The sequence below is a fragment of the Streptomyces sp. NBC_00385 genome, assembly GCF_035917155.1.
Lineage (GTDB): Bacteria > Actinomycetota > Actinomycetes > Streptomycetales > Streptomycetaceae > Streptomyces > Streptomyces poriferorum.
In genome coordinates, this window is record NZ_CP107951.1 from 7154725 (window position 1) to 7169336 (window position 14612).

A 14612-nucleotide genomic window follows, 5' to 3' on the forward strand; every position below is an offset into this window, starting at 1 on the left:
CGCCGCCGGGCAAGGAGGGCCGCATGACCGTACGGCGAGTAATGGGCATCGAGACCGAGTACGGGATCTCCGTGCCAGGTCACCCCAACGCCAATGCCATGCTCACCTCGTCCCAGATCGTCAACGCCTACGCGGCGGCGATGCACCGGGCGCGCCGCGCCCGCTGGGACTTCGAGGAGGAGAACCCGCTGCGCGACGCGCGAGGCTTCGACCTCGCCCGCGAGACCGCCGACTCCAGCCAGCTCACCGATGAGGACATCGGCCTGGCCAATGTCATCCTCACCAACGGCGCACGGCTCTACGTCGACCACGCACACCCCGAGTACAGCTCGCCCGAGATCACCAATCCCAGGGACGCGGTCCTGTGGGACAAGGCCGGCGAACGGATCATGGCCGAGGCCGCCGAGCGTGCGGCCCAGCTTCCGGGCGCCCAGCCGATCCATCTGTACAAGAACAACACCGACAACAAGGGCGCCTCGTACGGCACCCACGAGAACTACCTGATGAAGCGCGAGACGCCGTTCTCCGACATCGTCCGCCACCTGACGCCGTTCTTCGTCTCGCGCCAGGTCGTCACCGGTGCGGGCCGGGTCGGAATCGGCCAGGACGGCCACGAGCACGGGTTCCAGATCAGCCAGCGCGCCGACTACTTCGAGGTCGAGGTCGGTCTGGAGACCACCCTCAAACGCCCGATCATCAACACGCGCGACGAACCCCATTCCGACGCCGAGAAGTACCGCAGGCTCCATGTGATCATCGGGGACGCGAACCTCTCGGAGATCTCCACCTACCTCAAGCTGGGCACCACCTCGCTGGTCCTCTCCATGATCGAGGACGGCTTCATCAATGTCGACCTGGCCGTCGACCAGCCCGTGCGCACCCTCCACCAGGTATCGCACGATCCGGACCTCCAGCAGCTGATCACTCTGCGCAGCGGCCGGACACTCACCGCTGTCCAGCTCCAGATGGAGTACTTCGAGCTGGGCCGCAAGTACGTCGAGGAGCGGTACGGGGCGGACGCCGACGAGCAGACCAAGGACATCCTGATCCGCTGGGAGGACACGCTCAACCGGCTGGAGAACGATCCGATGAGCCTGTCCCGCGAGCTGGACTGGATCGCCAAGCGGGAGCTCATGGAGGGCTACCGCCGCCGCGACAGCCTGGACTGGGACGCGCCCCGCCTGCATCTGGTGGACCTGCAGTACGCCGACGTGAGGGCCGACAAGGGCCTCTACAACCGCCTGGTGGCCCGGGGCAGGATGAAACGCCTGCTGGACGAGAACGAGGTCGAGAAGGCCCGTACAGCGCCTCCGGAGGACACCAGGGCGTATTTCCGCGGTCGCTGCCTGGAGCAGTACGCGGACGACGTGGCCGCGGCCTCCTGGGACTCGGTCATCTTCGACCTGCCGGGCCATGACTCCCTGCAGCGGGTACCCACCATGGAGCCGCTGCGGGGCACCCGCGACCACGTCAAGGCGCTCCTGGACCGCTGCCGTACGGCGGAAGAGCTGGTCCGGGTGCTGCAGGGCGGCTGAAAGGGCCGCCGACTGGGAATCATTCCGATGACCTCCGGACGTTGAGACAAGTACCGGGCCAATGTCGGACCCCGTAGGTAGGGTCTGATCAAGTGCTTCGAACCGAGCGGGGTGAGCTATATGGCGACCAAGGACACCGGCGGCGGACAGCAGAAGGCGACGCGCTCCACCGAGGAGGTCGAGGAGCAGGCCCAGGAGGCGCAGGGCTCCGAGGACCTCAAGGAGCGACAGGAGAAGCTGAGCGACGACGTGGACGACGTCCTCGACGAGATCGATGACGTCCTCGAGGCCAATGCCGAGGACTTCGTTCGCTCGTTCGTCCAAAAGGGCGGGGAGTAACCGGCCCGGCGCCCTCACCGGTGACCGGCGTGCGGCACGGGCTCCGGCCCGTGCCGCACGACCGCCGGCTTCATCCGCGGGCTCGGACCGTGATCGGTCCGAATGCCTCCGCCACACATGTGGATCACCGCCGTCGGACGGGTAGGGTCCGTGGCATACGGTGCTTCAACTGCAATTCGGCCGTAGGCAAGTTGGGAGATGATCCTGACACCTTGCGCAGGGCCATCGCTTACCTGGAGGGAAACGCGTGGAAGCCAACACTCGTAGCACCGGGCGTCTACCAGCTGCCTTCCTGACGCCCGGGTCCTCTTCGTTCATGGACTTCCTGTCCGACCAGTCGCCCGGGATGCTCCCGGGCAACCGGCAGCTGCCGCCCATGAAGGGGGCCATCGAGGCGCCGCACGGCACCACGATCGTCGCGGCCTCCTTCCCCGGCGGTGTGGTCCTGGCCGGTGACCGGCGGGCGACCATGGGCAACATGATCGCGCAGCGCGACATCGAGAAGGTCTTCCCGGCCGACGAGTACTCGGCGGTGGGTATCGCCGGTACGGCCGGTCTGGCCGTGGAGATGGTCAAGCTCTTCCAGCTGGAGCTGGAGCACTTCGAGAAGGTCGAGGGGGCCCAGCTCTCCCTGGAGGGCAAGGCGAACCGGCTCTCCACGATGATCCGGAGCAATCTGGCGATGGCCATGCAGGGTCTCGCCGTGGTGCCGCTCTTCGCCGGCTACGACGTCGACCGCGAGCGGGGCCGGATCTTCAGCTACGACGTCACCGGCGGCCGTTCCGAGGAGCACGGGTACGCGTCCACCGGCTCCGGTTCGATCTTCGCCCGCAACTCGATGAAGAAGCTCTACCGCGAGGACCTGACGGAGGAGCAGACGCTCACGCTCGTCGTACAGGCGCTGTACGACGCGGCGGACGACGACTCGGCGACCGGCGGACCGGACGTGGGCCGTCGTATCTATCCGATCCTCACCGTCATCACCGACGAGGGCTTCCGGAAGCTGACCGAGACGGAATCCTCCGAGATTGCCCGCTCGGTTCTGGAACGCCGGCTGGAACAGCCCGACGGCCCGCGCGCCGCCCTGCTCTGACCGTCCGTTCCGAGGCTTCTTCGATGCTCCTGCCACTGACAGAAAGGGACGGATAGCCGGTGTCGACGCCGTTCTATGTCTCACCTCAGCAGGCCATGGCCGACCGGGCGGAATACGCCCGGAAGGGCATCGCCCGTGGTCGCAGCCTGGTTGTGCTGCAGTACGCCGACGGCATTGTGTTCGTCGGCGAGAACCCGTCCCGTGCGCTGCACAAGTTCAGCGAGATCTATGACCGGATCGGTTTCGCCGCCGCCGGCAAGTACAACGAGTACGAGAATCTCCGCATCGGCGGAGTGCGCTACGCCGATCTGCGCGGATACACCTATGACCGCGACGATGTGACGGCGCGTGGACTGGCGAACGTCTACGCGCAGACGCTCGGCACCATTTTCTCCAGTGCGGCCGAGAAGCCGTACGAGGTGGAGCTGGTGGTCGCCGAGGTCGGCGACGGACCCGAGGGCGACCAGATCTACCGGCTGCCGCACGACGGATCGATCGTGGACGAGCACGGCTCGGTCGCGGTCGGCGGCAACGCGGAACAGATCAGCACCTTCCTCGACCAGCGCCACCGCGACGGGATGTCGCTCGCCGAGGCGCTGAAGCTGGCGGTGCAGGCGCTGTCCCGCGATCCCAACGGCAGCGAGCGGGAGATCCCCGCGGAGCGGCTGGAGGTCGCGGTCCTGGACCGTACGCGGCCGCAGCAGCGCAAGTTCAAGCGGATCGTCGGCCGGCAGCTCGCCCGGCTGCTGGAGGCCGACGGCGCCGGTGCGACGCCGACGGACGCCCCTTCGGACACCGAGGACGCCGAGGGCGCGGACACCTCCGCGGCCACGACGGACACGGGCAAGCCGGGCGGGAAGAAGGCGGCCCCGGATTCCTCCGGCGCCGGTGACTCCACCGACTCCGGCGGCGACGTCGAGTAGCCGGTTCCGCGTGATCCTCCTGTGCCCCGGCCCGCCTTCCCGGCGGGCCGGGGCACAGTCATGCGGTGGGTCCGGCGGGCGGCGGCGCGCTGGAGCCCCGCACGACGAGGTGTACGGGCAGGCTGCCGGGCTCGGCCTGCCGGCCTTCGAGTACGGCCAGCAGGGCGCTCATGCCCCGCTCACCGACCTGCTCGGCGGGCAGCCGCACCGTGGTGAGTTCCGGCTCGACCGCCGTGGCCAGGGCCAGGTCGTCGAAGCCGGTGACCGAGAGGTCGTCCGGAACGCGCAGCCCGAGCCGGCGGGCGGCCTTGCAGGCACCCGCGGCCAGGATGTCGTCGTCGCAGACGATGGCGGTGGGACGGGGCCCCGGGAGAGCCAGCGCGTGTTCCGCCGCCTCGCGGCCGGCCCGTACGTCCAGCGCGGCGGACACGGTCCGGACATGGGTGGCGGGGACGCCGCGCAGGGCCTCGTGGAGGGCGCGGGCACGGACGGCGAAGGTCCAGGAGTCGATGGCCGAGGCGAGGTGGAGGAAGTGGCGGTGGCCGAGGGCGAGCAGATGACCGGCCACCTGACGCATCCCGTCGGCGATGTCGAGGTTGACCCTGGCCGCGGGGCCCGGCGCAGCGGGGTCGCTGTCGAGCATGACCAGAGGGAGTCCGGCGCCGCGCAGGGCGCCCAGGGCGTCGGCGGCCATCGAGGAGGCGATCACCCCGTCCAGGGCGGCGCGTGCCGAGGCGAAGGGGTCCCGGGCCGGCCCCGTGCCGTCGGGTGACGGGTACAGGACGACGCCGAAGCCGTGCTCCGCGGCGACCGCGGCGGCGCCGGTGTAGACCCGGGCGAAGAACTCGTTGGTCAGGGCGGGGACGACCAGCAGCGCGGTCCTGGTGTGGCCGAGGCGCAGATTGCGGGCGGCGAGGTTGGGCCGGTAGCCGAGGTCGCGGGCGGTGTCGCGCACCCGGCCGGCGGTGCTCTCGGAGACCCGGCCGCGCCATTTGTCGCCGAGGACCAGGGAGACCGTGGCCTGGGAGACGCCTGCGGCCCGTGCCACGTCGCGGCTGGTGGGCCGGGGCGGGCCGGGTGGTGCTGGGCTGGTCACGCGGGCCTCCGGGCCGGTCGGGCAGGCGCGACGACATGGACCTGCGGACTGGGCTCATGGTACGTATGAACCTGGAAGTTATACGTAAAACCTCGGGTGGCCGCAACGGCGCTCCAAGGAGAGGGGCGGGACATGGCCGCGGGATATCTGGACATCCTCCGGGCGCGGCATGCCGCCCGGCTGCTGACGGGCACCCTGGTGGGCCGGCTGCCGAACGGCACCGCGCACATCGCGATCGTGCTGTTCACCCGAGCGGAGGGCGGCAGCTACACCCTCGCCGGCGCGCTCGCCGCCGTGTACGGGCTGGCCACGGCCGTCGGACAGCCGTTGCTGGGCCGTGCGGTCGACCTCTACGGCCAGCCCCGGGTCCAGCTGCCCGCCGCCGTCCTCTCGGCCCTCGGCATGGCCCTGCTCGCGGTGGCGGGCTTCGGTTCCCTGCCGGTGGCGTATGCGGCGGTGGTCGTGGCCGGGGTGTTCACGCCGCCCCTGGAGGGCGGCCTGCGGGCACTGTGGCCGAGCGTGCTCGGGAGCGAGGACCGGGTGCACCGCGCCTATGCGATGGACGCGGTGGCCCAGGAGGTCATGTTCACGATCGGACCGCTGCTGGTGACCCTGCTGGTGTCCCTCTGGTCGCCGGCCGCCGCGCTGCTCGTCATCAACGCGATCGGGGTGCTGGGGGCACTCTCGGTCGTCCTGTCCGAGCCGTCCAGGACCTGGCGCTCCGCCCCGCGCGAGGCGCACTGGCTGGGCGCGCTGCGCTCGCGCGGGCTGCTGGCGCTGCTCGGCTCGTTCTTCTTCGTCGGCATGGCGCTGGGCTCCATCACCGTGGCCGGTGTGGCGTACGCCGACGACCACGGCCGGGAGTCCGTCTACGGCTGGCTGATGGCGGCCCTGGGCCTGGGCGCGCTGATCGGGGGAGCGGTGTACGGGGCCCGGCAGTGGTCCGGGCCGCCCGAGCGCAGGCTCCGGGTGATCGTGGCGTTGCTGGCCCTGGGCTATCTGCCGCTGATGCTGACGCCGGGCGTGGTGGCGATGACCGTGCTGGCCGCCGTCGCCGGGGTGTTCCTGGCCCCGGCCATCGCCTGCTCGTTCATCGTCGTCGACCGGCACGCCCCGCGGGGCACGGTGACGGAGGCGTTCTCCTGGCTGGTGACCACATTCGGCGTGGGCGCTGCGGCGGGCACGGCGGTGGCGGGCCCGGCCGTGGAGCTGGGCGGGACGGCTTGGAGCTTCGCCGTGGCGGGGGCCGGCGGGGTGGCCGCGCTGATCGTGCTGCTGTCCACCGGAAGGGTCCTCGCGGTCCCCGGGCACAGAGCCGTCGCGGTCCGCGGTCCGGGAGACGACCGGGACGACGCCGTCGAACCCGGCGTGAGCCAGGGCCGCCAGGCGTGACGGGAGGCGCCGTGGCCGTGCGGGCCCGCCGGGGACGGGCGCGACGACGCCCACGCGAGGGCCGGTGGAGTGGTGGCGCCGCCCGCTTCACCGGCCACCGGAAAGGTCCTCGCAGCTCCCGGGCGTAGTGCTGTTGTGGTGCGAGGATCGGAAAATGATCGAAACGGTGCCGTCGAACCCGGTTTCAGCTCGGCCCTTCAGGCGTAATGTTCAGTCATGGACCGCCGCATTTTCGGGCTGGAGAACGAGTACGGCGTCACGTGCACGTTCAGGGGACAGCGCCGACTGTCTCCTGATGAAGTGGCGCGCTACCTCTTCCGCCGTGTTGTGTCATGGGGCCGCAGCAGCAATGTCTTTCTGCGGAACGGCGCCCGCCTCTACCTCGACGTGGGATCGCATCCGGAATATGCAACCCCCGAATGCGACAACCTGACCGAACTGGTCACCCACGACAAGGCCGGCGAGCGCATTCTCGAAGGCCTGCTTGTCGACGCCGAACGACGCCTGCACGAGGAGGGAATCGCAGGCGACGTCTATCTCTTCAAGAACAACACCGACTCGGCGGGAAACTCCTACGGATGTCATGAGAACTACCTCGTGGCCCGGCACGGAGAATTCTCCCGGCTCGCGGACATCCTCATTCCCTTCCTCGTCACGAGGCAGCTGATCTGCGGCGCCGGCAAGGTGCTGCAGACCCCGCGGGGCGCCGTCTACTGCGTCAGCCAGCGTGCCGAGCACATCTGGGAGGGCGTCAGCTCCGCGACGACGCGTTCCCGGCCGATCATCAACACCCGCGACGAACCGCACGCGGACGCGGAGCGCTACCGGCGCCTCCACGTCATCGTCGGTGACTCCAACATGTCCGAGACGACGATGCTCCTCAAGGTCGGCGCGACCGACCTGGTGCTCCGCATGATCGAGGCGGGCACGGTGATGCGGGATCTGACGCTGGAGAACCCGATCCGGGCGATCCGCGAGGTCAGCCACGACATCACGGGACAGCGCAAGGTCCGCCTCGCCAGCGGCCGCGAGGCATCCGCCATAGAGGTGCAGCGCGAGTACTACGAGAAGGCCGTGGACTTCGTGGACCGCCGCGGGATCCGCACGGGCAACGTCGCGAAGGTCCTCGAACTGTGGGGCCGCACCCTCGACGCGATCGAGGCCGAGGACCTCGACCGGATCGGCACCGAGATCGACTGGGTCATGAAGTACAAGCTCATCGAGCGGTACCGGGCCAAGCACAACATGACCATGTCGAATCCGCGCGTCGCCCAGATAGACCTCGCCTACCACGACATCCACCGCCGCCGGGGCCTGTACTACCTGCTGGAACGCAAGGGGCAGGCCGCCCGTATCTGCAACGACCTGAAGATCTTCGAGGGCAAGTCGGTGCCCCCGCAGACGACCAGGGCGCGGCTGAGGGGCGACTTCATCCGGCGGGCCCAGGAGCAGCGGCGGGACTTCACCGTCGACTGGGTCCATCTCAAGCTCAACGACCAGGCGCAGCGCACGGTGTTGTGCAAGGACCCGTTCCGATCCGTCGACGACCGAGTGGAGAAGCTGATCGCGGGTATGTGAGCCGGCGCAGGACGCGCCTCGGCTCTTGTGCGACTCGGGCCCCGTACGTTCCTCGTACGGGGCCCTGCGCACGCCCTAGAGTGTCGGGGACCCCTGGGCTGTGTCCCAACAAATGTGCCGTCTGAGATCTGAGGAACCAGTGCGCCGAATTGCCGGCCTTCTCGTCGTCCCCCTGCTGCTGGTGTCAGCGGCGTGCGGCAGCGACGACAAGGGCTCCGACTCCGCTTCCGCCTCCGCGTCCGCGTCCGCCCCCACGAAGGGCGGATTCCCCGCCATCACCGCGGGCGCGAAGTTCGGCGAGAAGCCCACCCTGGCCAAGGGCACGGGAACGCCGCCCAAGGAGCTGAAGACCAAGGTCGTCAGTGAGGGCGACGGCGCGACGCTCAAGAACGGCGACGCGATCCAGGTCAACTACCTGGGGCAGGCCTGGGACTCCGACAAGCCGTTCGACAACAGCTTCGACCGCAAGCAGCCGTTCGATCTCACGCTCGGCGCCGGCATGGTCATCCAGGGCTGGGACAAGGGCCTGGTCGGTCAGAAGGTCGGCAGCAGGGTCGAACTCGTGATCCCGCCGGACCTCGGTTACGGAGCCGCGGGCCAGGGCGACATCAAGCCGAACGCCACCCTCGTCTTCGTCGTCGACGTCCTGAAGGCGAAGCAGATCCCGGCGTCGGCCAAGGGCACCCCGGTCGCCCAGGACAACACCGACCTGCCGAAGGTGGGCACGAACACCGACGGCAAGGCGCCGACCCTCACGATCTCCAGCAAGGTCACCCCGCCCAAGAAGCTGGTCTCCAACTACGTGCTGGAGTCCAAGGGCGAGGTCGTGAAGGAGACCGACACGGTCGTCGTGAACTACGTGGCCAAGCTCTGGAAGGACGGCAAGGAGTTCGACAACACGTACACGACGGGCAAGACCGCCTCCTTCCCGCTGGCCCAGGTCACCCTCAAGGGTCTGAAGAACGGCCTGATCGGCAAGAAGATCGGCAGCCGCGTCCTGCTCGTCGTCCCGCCGGACCAGGGCCTCGGTGACAAGGCGCAGCAGTCCATCCCCGCGAACTCCACGCTCGTCTTCGCCGTGGACATCCTCGCAAAGATGTAAGACTGTCCCGGTTGCCCAGTTCATCATTTAGAGGAGCAAGTCAGTGAGCATCGAGAAGCCCGAGATCGACTTCCCGGGTGGCGAGCCGCCGGCCGACCTGGAGATCAAGGAGATCTGGGAAGGCGACGGCGCCGTGGCCCAGGCCGGCCAGACCGTCTCCGTCCACTACGTGGGCGTGGCCTTCTCCACCGGTGAGGAGTTCGACGCCTCCTGGAACCGCGGTACGCCGCTCCAGTTCCAGCTCGGTGCCGGCCAGGTCATCAAGGGCTGGGACCAGGGCGTGCAGGGCATGAAGGTCGGCGGCCGTCGCCAGCTGACCATCCCCGCGCACCTCGCGTACGGTGACCGCGGCGCCGGCGGCGGCTCCATCGCCCCGGGCGAGACGCTGATCTTCGTCTGCGACCTGGTCGCCGTCTGATCCAGCGCCCCGCGCTTTGAGGGCCCGTGCCGCAAGGCACGGGCCCCAGTGCCGTGGCGGGCAACGTTTGACCGTGCAGGTGCGGGCAAACGTTGCCCGCCACGGCACTGGCTTTTGTCCGGACACCCCGGAGCGGTACGGTCGAGGGTCGTAGAGCAAAACAGAAAGGGCGTCGATGGCGATTGCCAAGGCCGAGCGGCTGATGAACCTGGCACTGTGTCTGCTGGGGACCCGGCGCCCGCTCAGCAAGCGCGAACTGCGCGGTTCCATCGAGGCCTACCTCGAGGCGGGATCCGACGACGCCTTCAACCGGATGTTCGAGCGCGACAAGGACGATCTGCGCGAGCTCGGTCTGGTCATCGAGACCGTGGAGAACCTGGACGGCGACACGGGCTACCTCGCCCGCCGCGACAGCAACCGGCTGCCCCCCATCACGCTGGACGCCGAGGAGGCCGCCGCCCTCGGGCTGGCCGCCAAGGTCTGGCAGCAGGCCCGGCTGGCCGGTGCGGCCAGCGGAGCCCTGCAGAAGCTGCGGGCCGCGGGCATGCCGGAGGCGGAGGACGCCTACGAGGTGCACAGCGCCCTCGAACCCCGTATCCCCGTCCACGAGGCCGCGTTCGAGCCGCTGATGCTCGCCTGCCGCGACCGCCGGCCGGTGACCTTCGACTACCGCAAGGCCAATGCGGCACGCCCCGAGCAGCGCCAGGTCGAGCCGTGGACGCTGGAGTGCTGGCGCGGCCACTGGTACCTCGCCGGCTGGGACCGGGGGCGGGGTGCCGAGCGGGTGTTCCGGCTCTCCCGGATCGCGGGCAAGGTGCGTTCGCGCGCCGGAGCCTTCACCGCCGAGGTCCCCGATGTGGTCACCGTCCGCGAGACCGTCGAGAGCTGGGCGGGCGAGACGGCGACCCGCACCGCGCTGATCAGGCTGCGGGCCGACTCCGGCTACCCCCTCCGGGCCCGGGCGATATCGGTCCGGGAACTCGGGGACGGGTGGGAGGAGTTGGAGATTCCGTACGGACACGGTCTGGACGCCTGGCTCGTCGAGTTCGGCCCGGACGTCGTCGTGACCGAACCTGCGGATCTGCGGGCCGACGTGGTGGACCGGCTGCGCGCCGTGGCCAAGGACTGAGGGGACCGTATTCATGGCCACGAACGCCATCGACCAGACCCGCCGGATGCTCTCCCTGGTGACGTATCTGCGTGAGCGCCCCGGGGCCCATGTCCAGGACGTCGCGCGGGCCTTCGGGATCACCGAGGACGAGCTGATCTCGGACCTCGACGTCCTGCCCATGTGCGGGACGAGCTTCCGCGGCGGCGACCTGCTGGACATCGACACCGACGGCGACCGCATCTGGTGGCACAACCCGGACGACGTCGCGGAGCCGCTGCGGCTCGCGGCCGACGAGGCGACGGCCCTGCTCGTCGCCGCCCGCGCCGTCGCGACGCTGCCCGGCCTGCGCGAGAGCGACCGTCAGGCCCTGCTGCGGGCCACCGCCAAGCTGGAGGCCGCCGCCGGTGAGGTGGGCGCCGCCAGCTCCCGGCTCTCGGTCACCTTCGAGTCCGAGGGCGGCGTCTTCGCCGATGTGGACCGGGCGATCTCCGAGCGCCGCCGGCTCTGGCTGCGCTACTACTCACCCGCGCGCGACGAACTCACCGAGCGTGAGGTGGACCCGATCCGGCTGTTCGCCGTCGGGCACACCTATATGGAGGCCTGGTGCCGGTCCTCCGAGGACCGGCGTACCTTCCGCCTCGACCGGGTCGCCGAGATCCGGCTGCTCGACGAACCGGCCGCGCCGCCGGAGCTGGAGCTCCGGGACCTGTCGGAGGGGCTGGTGCAGCCCGCCGCGGAGGACCCGGAGGTCGTGGTCGAGGTCGGTCCCGGCGGACGCTGGGTCGCCGAGTACTACCCGCACGACAGCGCCGAGGAACTGCCCGACGGCGGCCTGCGGATCACCCTGCGCACACCCGACCCGGCATCGCTCCGAAGACTCGCGCTCCGGCTCGGCGGGGAGGGCCGCATCGTCTCGCCGCCGGAACTGGCGCGCAGCGCACGGACCGCGGCCCGTGCGGCGCTCGCCGCGTACGACGGCCTGGCCTGAGGGGATACCTGAGGAGATATGGGCAATATGTCTGTGGTGTCCGGTGTTTCCGATGTGTCGACCGTGGTCGTTCCCGATTCGGTGCGTTTCAAGGTCGCCTGTCCGGATTGCCGGGCGCGGTTCGAACTGGCGGCGGCGGAGTTCCGGCTCGCGATCGGGGCGAGCAGCCGGACCACGTTCTACTCCTTCACCTGCCCCACGTGCGGCGTGTCCGTCCGCCGGCCCGCGGGGGAGCGGATAGTGGAACTCCTCACCGGCGGCGGCGTGCGGACGCTCCGCCTGCACACGGGCGCCTGAGGCATCACTCCGGACCTTCGGGACCGTCGGAACCTTCGAACACGAGACACATCGAGGCACTGCGCATGTTCTGGCCCATGCTCGCCATCGCCCTGGGATTCCTCGGGATCGCCGTCCTGGGCGTGCTGGCCGTCAAGGTCTTCATCGAGGCCCAGCGCCTCGGTCACCAGGTGACAAGCACCACTGAGCGCATCAACCGAGCGGCCGAGGACCTGGAGCGCGCGGCCACGAATCTCGCTGCCACCGGCGAAACCCTGCGCTAGGGCCGCCGTTTGATCCGCGCAGGCGCGGCCTCCTCTTTCACAAGCTCGGGGGGTACGCTGCTGGTGACGGCCCTGGCAGGAGGCGCGGGCCGCAGCGAAAGTATGCATAGGCATTGCCTCGCGTTTACTCCCGCGGGTTACGATCGCTTCCAGCGAAATGGTCGGACGTGTGTCCGGTCCAAGGGCAGCGAGCCCACCTCCAGCCGCCTCAGCGAGAAGGAAGCACATCATGGGCAATCTGAAGCCTCTCGAGATCGTTCTGATCATCGCTGTCATCCTGCTGTTGTTCGGTGCCAAGAAGCTTCCCGACATGGCGCGTTCGCTCGGCAAGTCGGCCCGCATCCTCAAGAGCGAGGCCAAGGCGATGAAGAAGGACGACGAGCCCGCGGCCACGACGGAAACGGTTGCCGACCAGGCCGCCCAGCCCGCCGCCGCGCGCACGATCCAGGCAGCTCCCGGCGACGTGACGAGCTCCCGCCCGGTGAACGAAGCGAAGCCCACCACCCAGAGCTGACAGCTGACGGACTTCACCGACAGCTGCCGCACGAGACGAGGGAAGTGGGTTGCTCAAGTCTGCCCGCAAGCAGGAGAAGGACGGCGAGGGGCGGATGCCTCTCGCTGATCACCTGCGTGAGTTGCGTAACCGACTGCTGATCGCGGTCGTGGCGGTCATCGTGATCACGTCGATCACGGCCTTCTTCTACCAGGATCTGATCGACTTCCTGATCCGCCCGATCCTGGAGTCGGTCGGGTGCACCGACGGCCAGAAGAAGCAGGCGAACGGCCGTCCCTGCGCCGAGATGACGGTGAACGGTCTGGTCGCTCCGTTCTCCATCGCCCTCAAGGTCTCCCTCATGGCGGGTGTGCTGTTCTCCACTCCCGTCTGGCTCTACCAGCTCTGGGCGTTCCTGGCCCCGGGGCTTCACAGGAACGAGAAGAAGTACGCGCTGAGCTTCGTCGGCGCCGGTGTGCCGCTGTTCTGTGTGGGTGCCGCGCTCGCGTACATCCTGATGCCCCAGACCGCGGCGGTGCTGCTCGACTTCACACCGGACAACACGACGAACCTGCTGCCCGTCGACGACTACCTCGACATCGTCACGCGCATGGTGATCGTGTTCGGGCTCGCCTTCGAACTGCCGCTCCTGCTCGTCCTGCTGAACTTCACCGGCGTCCTCACGGCCAAGCGGCTCGGGTCCTGGTGGCGCGCGATGATCATGGGCATCACGGTCTTCGCCGCCGTCGCCACTCCCACCGGTGACCCGCTGACGATGGTGGTACTGGCCGCGCCGATCGTGCTGCTCTACTTCATCGCGCTCGGCATCTGCATCGTCAACGACCGGCGGAGGCGTCGCGAGAACCCCGACGCCGACCTCGACGACGACGAGGCGTCCGACCTCGATCTCACGCCCGAGGACATCGGCGACATGGAGAACGTGACGGCTTCCCTGCCCGCGCAGGCGGACGGGGAACAGGACGGCGGACGATCGTCCCGGCGAGACGGTTACGACGACATCACCTGACCTTGTAAGGTCCCCCGGGTGACCAGCGAGATCACCCTTTTCGTCAATCCCACCGCAGGACGCGGCCGGGGCGCGCACGCCGCGCAGCCGGCCGCTTCCGCGTTGCGGGACGCCGGATTCTCCGTCCGTACGGTGCTCGGCGAGGACGCCGACGACGCGTTGCGGCGGGCCCGGGAGGCGGTGGCCGGGGGAACGGGCGCGCTCATAGCCGTCGGCGGCGACGGCATGATGTCCCTCGCCCTCCAGGCGGTCGCCGGAACCCTGACCCCGCTCGGCGTCGTCGCCGTCGGCACGGGCAACGACTTCGCCCGCGCCCTCGGTATGCCGATACGGGATCCGGCCGCGGCGGGACGGCTGGCCGCCGAGGCGCTCAAGGGCGGTGCCGTCCGCGAGATCGACCTCGGCCGGGTCGGTGAGCGCTGGTTCGGTTCCGTGCTCGCCTCCGGCTTCGACTCCCGCGTCAACGACCGCGGCAACCGGATGCGCTGGGTCGGCGGCCGCTTCAAGTACGACCTGGCGATCCTCGCCGAGCTCGCCGCCTTCAAGCCCATCAGGTACCGCATGAGCCTGGACGGCGGAGCGTTCCGCGAGATCGAGGCGACGCTCATCGCGGTGGGCAACGGCTCGACCTACGGCGGCGGCATGCGGATCTGCGCGGACGCCGTCATGGACGACGGCCTCTTCGACGTGACCGTCGTCGGCGACTGCAGCCGCGCCACGCTCCTCAAGGTGTTCCCCAAGGTCTACAAGGGAACGCACCTCGGCCACCCCGTCGTCACCGTGCACCGGGTCTCCTCCATCGCGCTGGAAGCGGTCGGTGTCACCGCGTACGCGGACGGTGAACCACTCGGCGCGCTTCCGCTGACCGCCACCTGTGTGCCGGGTGCCGCACGGGTGCTGGGGGCTCGTTCCACCACGGGCGATTAAAGATCGAGTGACTGTCGGAGGCGGCGGGTA

The 14612-nt window shown here is 69.4% G+C and carries 16 protein-coding genes and 1 pseudogene; 16 read left to right on the forward strand and 1 reads right to left on the reverse strand.

From position 1 onward, the window contains the following. The first annotated feature begins 23 nt into the window (after positions 1-23). From dop to prcA, 5 genes and pseudogenes are all read left to right on the forward strand, one after another. On the forward strand, positions 24-1535 hold the full coding sequence (dop, locus tag OG959_RS31870) for a depupylase/deamidase Dop (protein WP_326664059.1): 1512 nt from the start codon (positions 24-26) through the stop codon (positions 1533-1535). Positions 1536-1655: 120 nt separating this feature from the next. Continuing rightward, positions 1656-1874 (forward strand): ubiquitin-like protein Pup, encoded by a 219-nt coding sequence (locus tag OG959_RS31875; RefSeq protein ID WP_326664060.1) that lies wholly within the window; start codon positions 1656-1658, stop codon positions 1872-1874. Between the two features lie 104 nt (positions 1875-1978). Continuing rightward, positions 1979-2170, forward strand: a pseudogene (locus OG959_RS31880) (endonuclease domain-containing protein); the annotation flags it as partial. Then, positions 2122-2967, forward strand: a complete 846-nt coding sequence (prcB, locus tag OG959_RS31885) for a proteasome subunit beta (RefSeq protein WP_326664062.1) — start codon at positions 2122-2124, stop codon at positions 2965-2967. The pseudogene OG959_RS31880 and the gene prcB, both read left to right, overlap by 49 nt. Positions 2968-3026: 59 nt before the next feature. Further along, a complete protein-coding gene (gene prcA, locus OG959_RS31890; RefSeq protein ID WP_306081579.1) occupies positions 3027-3890 on the forward strand; it encodes a proteasome subunit alpha in 864 nt (287 codons plus the stop codon). Positions 3891-3948: 58 nt separating this feature from the next. Here the strand turns inward: prcA and OG959_RS31895 are convergent, their stop codons facing one another. Next, positions 3949-4986 carry a LacI family DNA-binding transcriptional regulator gene (locus OG959_RS31895; RefSeq protein WP_326664065.1) on the reverse strand — a complete coding sequence of 346 codons (1038 nt, stop codon included), beginning with the start codon at positions 4984-4986 and terminating at the stop codon, positions 3949-3951. Between the two features lie 132 nt (positions 4987-5118). Between OG959_RS31895 and OG959_RS31900 the strand changes: the two genes are divergently transcribed. The 11 genes from OG959_RS31900 to OG959_RS31950 all read left to right on the forward strand — a co-directional run bounded on the left by OG959_RS31900 (position 5119) and on the right by OG959_RS31950 (position 14582). Further along, positions 5119-6378 carry an MFS transporter gene (locus tag OG959_RS31900; RefSeq protein ID WP_326664067.1) on the forward strand — a complete coding sequence of 420 codons (1260 nt, stop codon included), beginning with the start codon at positions 5119-5121 and terminating at the stop codon, positions 6376-6378. A 216-nt stretch (positions 6379-6594) separates the two neighbouring features. Beyond that, positions 6595-7956 carry a Pup--protein ligase gene (gene pafA / locus OG959_RS31905; protein ID WP_148016152.1) on the forward strand — a complete coding sequence of 454 codons (1362 nt, stop codon included), beginning with the start codon at positions 6595-6597 and terminating at the stop codon, positions 7954-7956. Positions 7957-8095: 139 nt separating this feature from the next. Then, a complete protein-coding gene (locus OG959_RS31910) occupies positions 8096-9058 on the forward strand; it encodes an FKBP-type peptidyl-prolyl cis-trans isomerase (RefSeq protein ID WP_326664069.1) in 963 nt (320 codons plus the stop codon). Positions 9059-9101: 43 nt separating this feature from the next. Then, positions 9102-9476, forward strand: coding sequence for an FKBP-type peptidyl-prolyl cis-trans isomerase (locus OG959_RS31915; protein WP_326664071.1), 375 nt, complete (start codon positions 9102-9104; stop codon positions 9474-9476). 175 nt (positions 9477-9651) lie between these two features. Next, positions 9652-10605 (forward strand): helix-turn-helix transcriptional regulator, encoded by a 954-nt coding sequence (locus OG959_RS31920; RefSeq protein WP_326664072.1) that lies wholly within the window; start codon positions 9652-9654, stop codon positions 10603-10605. Between the two features lie 13 nt (positions 10606-10618). Continuing rightward, complete coding sequence (locus tag OG959_RS31925; protein ID WP_326664073.1) at positions 10619-11575, forward strand: helix-turn-helix transcriptional regulator; 957 nt, start codon at positions 10619-10621, stop codon at positions 11573-11575. Between the two features lie 18 nt (positions 11576-11593). Next, positions 11594-11872 (forward strand): hypothetical protein, encoded by a 279-nt coding sequence (locus OG959_RS31930; protein ID WP_326664074.1) that lies wholly within the window; start codon positions 11594-11596, stop codon positions 11870-11872. A gap of 65 nt (positions 11873-11937) precedes the next feature. After that, entirely contained in the window at positions 11938-12135 is a 198-nt protein-coding gene (locus tag OG959_RS31935; RefSeq protein WP_148016158.1) for a hypothetical protein, read from the forward strand. A gap of 226 nt (positions 12136-12361) precedes the next feature. Further along, positions 12362-12649 carry a Sec-independent protein translocase subunit TatA gene (tatA, locus tag OG959_RS31940; protein ID WP_326666752.1) on the forward strand — a complete coding sequence of 96 codons (288 nt, stop codon included), beginning with the start codon at positions 12362-12364 and terminating at the stop codon, positions 12647-12649. A 49-nt stretch (positions 12650-12698) separates the two neighbouring features. Next, positions 12699-13655: a twin-arginine translocase subunit TatC gene (tatC, locus tag OG959_RS31945; protein ID WP_326664076.1), complete on the forward strand. Its 957-nt coding sequence runs from the start codon at positions 12699-12701 to the stop codon at positions 13653-13655. Between the two features lie 18 nt (positions 13656-13673). After that, entirely contained in the window at positions 13674-14582 is a 909-nt protein-coding gene (locus OG959_RS31950; RefSeq protein ID WP_326664078.1) for a diacylglycerol kinase, read from the forward strand. Positions 14583-14612: the final 30 nt, after the last annotated feature.